Raw genomic sequence first — 9,841 nt, forward strand, 5'->3', positions numbered from 1 at the left:
GTCAACACGCACCCCGCCCTGCTGCCCAGTTTCCCGGGAGCCCACGGCGTGCGGGACGCGCTCGCGTACGGCGCCAAGGTCACCGGCAGCTCACAGGGCGGCGGGGGCTCATCGGCGGGCTTCCTTTGCGGGGATCACGAAGACGACGGCGGCGGGGAAGAGGTGGGAGCGCGGCTCGCGGTAGCGGGCGGCGATAGCGGCGAGTTCGCGTGTCCGTTCGGCGGGGAGGCCCTTGAGGCGGTCGTCCCAGCGGCGGCGGTCGTCCTCGAACTGGCGGCGCTCGTGGCCGGTCAGCTCGTGCGTGGACAGCAGCGCGAGCTGTTCACCCTCGCCGTCGCCCTCCTCCTTGAGCTTGGCGCGCAGGGTGGCCTCGAAGCGGTCGAGGGTCGCGGTGATGCGGCGCTCCTCCTCCGCCCGGCGGTCCGCGAGCCTGCTCTCCAGCTGGCGGCCGAGTTCGCCGGCGCGGGCCTCCAGGGACCGGTACAGCGGGTCGCGGAGTCGCGGCCAGGCCTCGGTGAGCTCCCTGCGCAGGTGGGGGGCCGCCTCGATGCCCTCGGTGAGGGCCCCGGAGAGGACCCTTCCCTGTTCGTTGACCGACTCCCAGCGGCGGAAGCGGCCCGTGTCGCCGAACCAGCCGCCCGCGTACAGCACTTCCTCGTGCAGACGGGTGCCGTCGGTGCCGACGAGGACGTACCGGGCGTACGCGGAGACGAGGGTCGTGGTCACGGCCGGGTCGTCGGAGACGACGGCGGTGACACGGTGGAGGCCGATCAGGTCCGCGTTCCAGACGGCCGCCGTCAGCAGGCGTGTGGAGAGGGCCACGAGCGGGTGCTTGAGGTGGGCGAGGACCACGTCGTCCCTGCCCTGGGCGGCCACCGCCGGGGAGAAGGTGAGCGGGCGCTGCTCGCCCTCACGGAGCTTGTGGGCGAGGCCGCGGGTGGCCCGTTCCCAACTGCCGGACAGGGGCTGTACGTCGAAGAGGTCGCCCGGCTCGAAGTCCTCCGCCCGGAGTGTGGACGGCAGCAGCGGCGGCTGGTTGTCCAGGGCGAGCGCGGTGTCCACGACGCGCTTGACGTTGCCCGGGGTGAGGCCGAGCGCGGTCACCGTCTCGTCGTACTGGTCCGCGAGCCGTTTCGTCTGCGCGGTGACGTTCTGCTCCGGGGCGACTTCGCCGCCCGTGCGACGGCCCTTGATCGGCCTGGGCTCGGCGTTCTCGATGTCGACCGGCGCGGTGTCGCCGGTCATCCGGCGCTGGACGGCGTCGGCGAGGACGGCGTTGACGGAGCCGAGGTCCTGCTCCATGCGTGCGACCTTCTTCGCGACCCGGGAGAGGAACTCCAGGTCGGCCTCGTACGAGCCCGCCTGGGCCTGCTGCCAGCCGGAGCCGATGAAGTGGGTGATCTCCGGGTCGTGCTTCTGGCCCCAGCGGTCGACGCGGCCGATGCGCTGTTCGAGCTTGTTGGGGTTGAAGGGGATGTCGTAGTTGATCAGGCGGTGGCAGTGGTTCTGGAGGTCGATGCCCTCGCCGGCGGCGTCGGTGGCCAGGAGGATGCGGACCTTGCCCTCCGCGCGGGACGGCTCGGCCTGGAAGCCGAGGCGGATGCGCTCGCGCTCCTCGGCGGACAGGCCGCCGTGCAGGCGCTCCACGCGGCCCCCGTCGGTGAGTTTCTCCTGCTGGAGGAGGTCGTGGAGCCACTTCTGGGTGTCTCGGTACTCGGTGAAGACCACGACCCGTTCGTTGGTCCACTTCTTTCCGTCGGGGCGGCAGATCGCCTTGAGTTCGGCGATCAGCGCCTCGGCCTTGGAGTCGGGGGCGGCCTCGTGGGTGAGGGCCCAGCGCTCCATCTCCTGGAGCAGGTCCAGTTCCTGGCCGTCCTCGGCCGGGGTGAGCGAGGTGGAGCGGGTCAGGGCGTCGTCCTCGGCGTCGACCAGGCCCGTGTCGTCGAGGTCGGCGACGAGGTCGGCGAACTCCTCCAGCCACTCCGGGACTTCGGCGGCAGCCGAGCGTGTGCGCGCGGGGCCGCCGGTGTCCTCAAGGTGGGAGAGGTAGACCTGGACGGTGTGCAGGAAGGCCGCCGGGGAGGAGAACAGGCGCTTCTTCAGCAGCAGGGTCACCAGGTCGGCGGCGCGGCGGCCGCCGCGGGCCTTGGGGGTGAGCTTCTTGCGCCGCAGTTCCGCGAACGAGCCGAGCAGCTCGTGGATCGCCCGCTCCTGCGGCGTGTAGTCGACGGAGAGCTCGCGCGTGACGCGGGTGTGGAAGCGGCGCGTCACGCCGTCCCGCTCCAGGATGCTCGACTTGAGGCGTCGTACGACCGTGTCCTTCAGCGCCTCCTTGTCCGGGTCCACGCCGCGTGCGAAGCGCTGGTCGTCGATGAGTTCGAGGAGCGCCGTGTACGACTCGGGGTAGCCGTTGTGCGGGGTGGCGGAGAGGAAGAGGCGGTGCTCGAAGTGCGGGACGAGGCGGCGGATCAGCTTGGTCTGCTGGGAGTCGACCGCGTACACCTGCTTGGGCGCGGCGGGCGCGACGTGGTGGGCCTCGTCAAGGACGAGCAGGTCGAAGAAGCGCTTGTGCTCGCCGTCGGGGCTCTCCTCCGGCGCGCCGATGACCTCGTCGAGGAGGCGCTGGGCCTTCTGGCCGCGCAGCCAGGGCAGGGAGACGATGGTCAGCGGGTGGACGCGGAAGGGGTTGGCGGCGGTGCCGTGGGTGCGGCGCAGGCGGGCGCAGTGCTCGGAGTCGACGATGGTGAACTCCAGGCCGAACTTCTCGGCCATCTCGTCGCGCCACTTGAGGGTGAGGCCGGCCGGGCAGACGACCATGGTGCGGCGGGCCCGGCCGCGCAGCATGAGTTCCTGCACGACGAGGCCGGCCTCGATGGTCTTGCCGAGGCCGACGTCGTCGGCGAGGAGGAGGTTGACGCGGGGCGCGCCGACTGCCCGGGAGACCGGCTCCAGCTGGTACGGCTCCACGGCGACGCCGGAGCGGAACGGGGCCTGGAGGGTCCGGGCGTCGGCGGAGGCGACGGCGGACCAGCGGACGGCGTCGAGGAACGCGGCGAGGCGGTTCGGGGAGTCGTAGGAGCCGGTGGAGGCGTCGGGCAGGGAGCCGGCGGGCAGGACGCGGCGGCCGGGCTCGACCTCCCAGATCACGGAGAGGGTGTCGCCGAAGCGGCCGTCGGCGACGGACTGGAGGTGGACCAGGGTCGCGGGGCGCCGGTTCTCCTCGACGTCGGGGGCGGCCGGGGACGGCTCGACGCGGGCGACCACCCAGGACTGGCCGCGTACCTCGACCAGATTCCCTTCCTCGGGGAGCGGCTGCGCCCCCGTCCGCTCGGTCTCGCGCTGAGCTGCTGGCGTCATGGGCGCTGTTCCCCTCGGTGTTCACCTGCCGTCGTCCGTAGACAGTGTCCCGTGTCCTGTCTCCCCTCCGGAACGACGTGACGGCAGGCTAACACCGAGCCATACTCTGTGAACAGAGATTACAAATTCTCGCATGGTCGGGTTCGGGCCTTGGTGGTGCTCAGCGCATGCGGCGCAGCCGTTCCAGCAGCGTGCGGCTCCGTCCGTGTCCGGCGTCGGACTCGGGCAGGACCGTGTCCTCCTCGTCGGCCAGGCGACGCAACAACTCCTCGGCGGCGTGCCGTTCCCCGCTGCGGACCAGCAGGACTGCGATCTCGTAGCGGGTATCCAGCACGGCGGGGTGGCCCGGCCCGAGCAGGCTGCGCTGTTCGGCGAGGACGGACTTCAGCTCGTCCAGCGCCTCGCGGGTGCGGCCGAGCGTCCCCGCGCACAGGGCGGCTCCGGCGCGGGCGGCGAGCATGCCCGCGCGGTCGAGGCCGGGGCCGTCCATCAGCTCGCGGTACCCCTCCAGGGCGTGGGCCGGACGTCCCGCCCGGCGCAGGGCCGCCAGCTCAACGAGCCGCGGGTGAGCGGGCACGATCCCGGCGACGGAGGGCGGGCGGGGCGCCCAGGCGGCGAGCAGGGCGGCGACCTCTTCGGCGGAGGCGGGCCGGTCCTCGGGCTTCTTCTCCAGCAGCCGCTCGACCAGCGCCCGTAGTCCGTCCGGCACGCCGGGGCGGCGGTCGGCGAGCGGCGGGACGGGGTCGTGAGCGTGCCGGTGGTACAGCATGAACGGGCTGGCGTCGGTGAACGGCGGCGCGCCGGTGAGCAGTTCGTACAGGACGCAGCCCAGCGCGTACAGGTCACTCGCGGGCACGGTCTGGCCGACGGCCTGCTCGGGCGCCATGTAGACGACCGTGCCGGGAGTGGCGTTCGCGGCGGTGAAACGGGTCTCGCCGGGCTGGGGCTCCAGAGCCGCGGCGACCCCGAAGTCCAGGACCTTGATCTCGCCGTCGGGGGTCAGCATCAGGTTCGACGGCTTGAGGTCGCGATGCACGACGCCCTGGCCGTGGGCGTAGGACAGGATCTCGGCCGTGCGGCGGGCCACGTCCGCCGCCTGCTCGACGCCCAGCGGACCGTCGTTCTTCAGGACGGCGTCCAGGGCGCGACCGGGGACGAGGTCCATGACCAGGTACAGCTCGCCCTCGTGGTTGCCGTGGTCGTGGACGGCGGGGACGCCCGGGTGCCGGAGGCGGCCGGTCAGGCGGATCTCGCGCAGGAACCGGCGCTCCAGCGTGCTCGGTTCGGCATCGCGGCCGCGGGTGGCGAGAAGCTTGACTGCGACCTCGCGGTCATGGTCGCGGTCGTGGGCCGCCCAGACGACGCCCATCCCGCCGCGGCCGAGCTCGTGCGTCAGCTCGTACCGCCCAAGGCTCCGCCGCATCGCGCCCCGCCCCCAGTTCCGGCGCCTGCCGCGCCCGCCGCGTCCCGCGTCGTCCGGGGGCGTCACGGCGCCCCGGCCGACGGAGACATTCTGTCACCGGTGATGACACTCCTGTGCCGGGTGTGACCGAAAAGGTGCAGCCCGCAACGACCGCGGGGGTCTTGCCGTAACCCGGTGAGGCCGTCGTTCACAGGGGCAGCGGGCCCTGGGGGACGAGGAAAGGGCGGCGCGGGTCCTCGGGCGGAGTCCGGCTGACCGCCAGCCCGGGGTCCGGCTCCGGCAGGTGGGGTGCCAGACCCGCGTAGACCTCGGCGGCGGACGCGGGACGGTCGTCCGGCCGCTTGGCCAGGAGGGCCGTGATCAGGTTCTGGAGGTCCCGGGGCACGCGTGCGCCCGCGTCGGCGACGAGGGGCGGGGGCGAGGCGAGGTGGTGGGAGGCCAGGAGCGCCGGCTGATCGGTGGGGAAGGGCGTCTCCCCGGTGAGCATGTGATGCAGGAGGCAGCCCACGGCGTACAGGTCGCTGCGGCCGTCGAGCGGGTCCCGGCCCGCCAGCAGTTCGGGAGAGGCGCAGACGAGGTTGCCGACGCCCTCGCCGGTCATCGTCAGCCGCGGGTCGGTGTCGCCGAGCAGCTTGACGAGGCCGAAGTCGAGGATCTTCACGACGCCGTCGCGGCGGATCATGACGTTCTGCGTCTTGAGGTCGCGGTGCACCAGGCCGGCCGCGTGGACCGCGGACAGTCCCGCGCACAGCTGGGCGGCGACGGCGGCAGCCGAGGGCACGTCGAAGCGGCCGTCCTCCTGCTGGTCGAAGAGGTACTCGAGGGTGGTGCCGTCGATCAGCTCCATCACCAGACAGCACGTGTCGTCCGTGATCGAGGCGTCGAAGACCGTGGCGACGTTGGCGTGGTCGAGGCGCGCTGCCGCCCGCGTCTCCCTGCCGAACCGCGCGAGTGCGGCGTCGCGGCTGCTCGCCACGGCCAGGAGTTCCGCCGCGACGGTCTTCACCGCGACAGGCCGGTCAAGGGGCAGGTCGCGGGCCTGCCAGACGTGCCCCATCACTCCGCGGCCCAGCACGGTCTCCAGCCGGTAGCGGTCATGGATCACCATTCCCGGCGCGGGACTCTCCATTTCTGCCGACCTCCACATTCCCTGCACAACAAGATGGAACGTACACGCTGTGAACAAAGTCAATAGGGGTAGTAGCCTTCCCTGCATGAACGGCCGCTGGGAACGCCGACCAGCCCAGCCGCCCAGTACCTCGGAGACCTAACCATGAGTGCCCATGAAGCCGTCCCCGTCAGCCTGGCCGAGATCGCCCGGATCGCCGGCGTGGGCCGGGCCGCCGTGAGCAACTGGCGCCGCCGTCACGACTCCTTCCCCACCCGCATCGGCGGCACCGACGTCAGTCCGCAGTTCTCGCTGGCCGAGGTCGAGCAGTGGCTGCGGGACAACGGCAAGCTCAGGGACATCGGCGGCCGCGAACTCCTCTGGCCGCGCTTCGAGGCACTCGGCAGCCGGAACGAGTCGGGGCTCGCCATCGCCGCGGCGGCTCACCGGATGCGCTCCCGCAAGGCACGCACCGCCCCGCCCGAACTCTCCGCGCGGGCTTGTGACCTGGTCGCCGAGGCCGCGAGGGTGGGGCGGAAAGAGGGCCCCCGGGAGGTCTTCGAGTTCCTGCTGCAACGATGGCTGGAAACGCACGTCCGGCAGCTGAGCACCACGCCGCCGCAACTGGCCGCGCTGATGGCCCGGATCGCCCTCGCCGTCCGCCTCGGCCCGGCACAGGACGGACTGACCCTCCTCGATCCGGCGTCCGGTACCGGACACCTGGCCGCCGCGGCCGTGCGGGAGTACGACAGACCCGGCCTGGAGGTACTCACCTGCGAAAGGGACCTGGCACTCGCCGCGTTGACGGCCGCCCGGCTCGAGTTCCTCGCGGAGGACCACGACATCCGGACACACATCGTCAGCGCCGACGCACTGCGGGACGACCCCTTCGCCGGATCACAGGCCGACATCGCCCTGTGCAACCCTCCCTTCAACGAACGCGACTGGGGCTACGCGGAGCTCGCCACCGACCAGCGCTGGACGCACGGCCTGCCCCCTCGCACCGAACCCGAACTGGCCTGGGTGCAGCACCTGCTGTCCCATCTCAAGCCTGGCGGGGCCGCCGTGATCGTCCTTCCGCCGGCCGTCGCGTCACGCAAGGCGGGCCGCCGTATCCGCGGCTCCCTGCTGCGCACCGGAGCGCTCCGCGCCGTCGTCTCCCTGCCTCCCGGCAGCGCCCAGCCACACAGCGTGTCACTTCAGTTGTGGATCCTCCGCGCGGCCCCGGACGGCTCCGCGGCCACTCCCCCGAGCCAGGACGCCCTCCTGGTGGACGCCACCCGTTTCGCGAGGCCGGGAACGCGCGAACCCAGCCCCGACTGGGACAGCCTCGGTTTCTATGTGCTCACCGCGATGGCGGCCCTCGACCAGCCGGGCCAGGAGCCGCCGCAGGGCGCCGTCCGGGTGCCGCTGCTCGACCTTCTCGACGACGAGGTGGATGTCACCCCGGGGCGTTACACCGCGGCGGCGGCCGAGCCGTCCGGTAAGGAACTCGCGGGCAAGTGGGACGAGTTCGGATCGCTGCTGACGGATCTGGCCGATCACGCGACGCGCCTGTCCGCCCTCGACTTCGAGGCCGGTACCCCACAGACCACGACGACGGTGGGAGACCTCGTCAAAGCCGGAGCACTGACACTGCGCGCCGGCCAGCAGCCGCCGGAGTCGGCGGCGCCCGTGGGCGGGTCCGCCGTTCCGCTCCTCACCATCGCCGACCTCCTGCACGACGGCACTCCCAGCGGGACGGTCCCCACCGGCTCGGCCCCGGCCGTCGCCGAGGAGGGCGACGTCGTGGTGGCCGGAGTGGCCCGGGCCTTCAAGGCGTGGGTCCACCAGGGCCCGCCGACCGCCCTGGGCCCTCAGCTCTACCTCCTGCGCGTGGACGCGGAGAAACTGGAACCGCACTTCCTCGCCGGCTGTCTGTGCGCGCCGGCCAACGGGCGCCAGGCCGGCACCCATGCCTCCAGCTCGTCCAGGGTCGACATCCGGCGTCTCCAGGTGCTCCAGCTTCCCCTCGAGAAGCAGACGGTCTACGCCGAGACCTTCCGCCGGCTGCGGACCTTCGAGGAACTGCTCACCGCGGCCGGCAGTTCGGGCAAGGGGTTGGTGAGTGACATGAGTGACCGACTCGCCGCAGGCGGGCTGCCTGCCTGACCCCGTCCGGCCCGAGCGGGGTCCGAGCCACCGATCCGGCGGTCCGGTGGACCGCGAGGCGGAGCGCCCCGGGGCCTTCACCCGAGATCCTCCAGCAGCAGATCGAGCGCCGCCTCCTCGTGCAGGGCGATGCCCAGGGCGTCCATGGCGGGGGACAGTTCCGTGTCCCACGCCGCCTCGGACGACGGTCCAGTGAGGGCGATCGACGGTGTGCCCGTCACCTGTGCGCGGGTCGCGAGGTACTCGTAGTCGGCCGCGCGCATACGCCACGGCTCCGCCGCGTACCGCTGCATGACCCGGTTGGCCAGGGCGATGCCGGGCCAGTCGAAGTCGCCGTGGTAGACGAAGGCGCAGCCGGACGACGCCAGCGCGTCCAGGAGGGAGAGGACGACCGTCGTCGCGCTTCCCGAGGTGCAGACGAGGGGCGCCGTACGGTCGGCGTCGGCCGCGGCCTCGACCACGCGGGGGTTCTCGCAGACGTGGACCCGGGTGCCGGGAGGTATGGTCAGGGTCAGGGTGCGCAGTTCGCGCAGGGTCAGGTGGGTCTCCATGTGGTGGGCGGCGCGCTCGCGCAGTGCCGCCTCCTGCCAGGTGCCGCCGGTGGGGCGCAGGCCGTACGAGAGAACCGTGCTGGAGACCTCGTCCGGGGTGACCGAGGCCATGCGCCACAGGGCCCGGCGTGCGGGTGCGTCTGCCGGGAGCTCGACACCGTGCGCCAGTGCGATGCCGCGCAGGACCAGTCGGGACAGCAAGGTGCCGTCGTCCAGGCCGTGTGCCGAGCCGGTGGCGCGGGTGGCCAGTTCGCCGCGGCCCCAGGTGGCCGGGGTCGGGCGTGGGTCCGTGCCGGGGAAGAGTGTCGCCAGCGTGTGGACGGCCTGAGTGATGACGGTGGTCGCGGTGTGCGGGTCCTGGCGCGCGAGTGTGCCGCCACGGCGTATCTCCTCCAGCCACTGTGCCGTCCAGGGCTGCGCGGACAGCGACGTGGCGTCCAGCTCGGCCTGGACCGTCGACCACACTCGGGACCGTTCGGCCGCCGCCGCGTCGCGGACCGCCCGGCGGTCGGTCAGCGGTGGGCCCAGTTCCTCCAGTGTCGAAGGCAGGCCCCGTCCGACCGCGCTGGCGCGCAAGCGGATGTCCAGGTCCAGGAGGCGGATCGTGGCGGTGAGGCCGGTGACCGGTCTGGCCAGGAGCAGGGACAGCGCCTCGCGCTCCTGCGCGTCCAGGTCCCCGAGCCTGATGGTTCCGGCCGGTCGCAGGCCGTTGCGTTCCAGCCGGGTGCGGGCCGCCGTCCAGAGGCGGGTGAGGCCCGGCCGGGTGAGGAACGCGAGGGCGTCGGCGTCCGGGGGCCCCTCGGTCTGCTCGGCGCCCGTCATACCGACACCAGCCTCCGCTGCCGCCCGTTCCACGTGTAGTGGAGCGTGGCCACGCCCCGCACATGCGGGTCGCGCAGGCACTCGTAGATGTGCAGGGACGGTACGTCGGGCCAGTTGCCGATCAGGCGTTCGCTCGTGAGGACGAAGTCGAGATCCAGGTCGACCAGGATGCGGCCGAGGCGGGCGTGCGTGGGCTCGTCGACCTTGGCGAATGCGTCGTCGAGGAGGATCAGGCGGGGTACCTGCGGGGCGGTGTCGGCGAGGCTGGTGAAGTGCGCCGCCGCGGCGGCGAAGAGGACCAGGTAGGACAGGACCCGCTGTTCGCCCTGGCTCAGGCCCGTGCGGCCGGAGAGTTTACGGCGGCTGCCCGGTGCCGCGTCGTTCACCACCCAGGGCGTGAAGGTGAACCAGTCGCGGTAGTCCAGGGCG

6 protein-coding genes and 1 pseudogene are annotated in these 9,841 nt (G+C 72.5%); 2 read left to right on the forward strand and 5 right to left on the reverse strand.

What is annotated here, in order from left to right; translation table 11 throughout:
* Nucleotides 1-87 (forward strand): annotated as a pseudogene (locus ABT116_RS35010) (formyltransferase family protein); the annotation flags it as partial.
* 21 nt (nt 88-108) lie between these two features.
* On the opposite strand, the gene drmD reads toward ABT116_RS35010, so the two are convergent.
* The 3 genes from drmD to ABT116_RS35025 form a co-directional block, all read right to left on the reverse strand.
* Nucleotides 109-3,357, reverse strand: a complete 3,249-nt coding sequence (gene drmD, locus ABT116_RS35015) for a DISARM system SNF2-like helicase DrmD (protein WP_351642301.1) — start codon at nt 3,355-3,357, stop codon at nt 109-111.
* Nucleotides 3,358-3,517: 160 nt separating this feature from the next.
* Complete coding sequence (locus tag ABT116_RS35020; RefSeq protein ID WP_351642303.1) at nt 3,518-4,780, reverse strand: serine/threonine-protein kinase; 1,263 nt, start codon at nt 4,778-4,780, stop codon at nt 3,518-3,520.
* Nucleotides 4,781-4,967: 187 nt separating this feature from the next.
* The gene (locus tag ABT116_RS35025; RefSeq protein ID WP_351642306.1) at nt 4,968-5,909 is read right to left on the reverse strand and encodes a serine/threonine-protein kinase; all 942 of its coding nucleotides are present in this window, start codon (nt 5,907-5,909) and stop codon (nt 4,968-4,970) included.
* A gap of 144 nt (nt 5,910-6,053) precedes the next feature.
* Between ABT116_RS35025 and ABT116_RS35030 the strand changes: the two genes are divergently transcribed.
* Nucleotides 6,054-8,039, forward strand: a complete 1,986-nt coding sequence (locus ABT116_RS35030) for an N-6 DNA methylase (RefSeq protein ID WP_351642309.1) — start codon at nt 6,054-6,056, stop codon at nt 8,037-8,039.
* Between the two features lie 77 nt (nt 8,040-8,116).
* Here the strand turns inward: ABT116_RS35030 and ABT116_RS35035 are convergent, their stop codons facing one another.
* Nucleotides 8,117-9,412, reverse strand: a complete 1,296-nt coding sequence (locus tag ABT116_RS35035) for a TIGR02679 family protein (RefSeq protein ID WP_351642311.1) — start codon at nt 9,410-9,412, stop codon at nt 8,117-8,119.
* On the reverse strand, nt 9,409-9,841 hold a 433-nt coding region (locus ABT116_RS35040; RefSeq protein WP_351642314.1), incomplete at its 5' end, for an SbcC/MukB-like Walker B domain-containing protein. The genes ABT116_RS35040 and ABT116_RS35035, both read right to left, overlap by 4 nt.

The organism is Streptomyces sp. NPDC002130, assembly GCF_040296465.1.
In the GTDB taxonomy this organism is placed as follows: Bacteria; Actinomycetota; Actinomycetes; order Streptomycetales; family Streptomycetaceae; genus Streptomyces.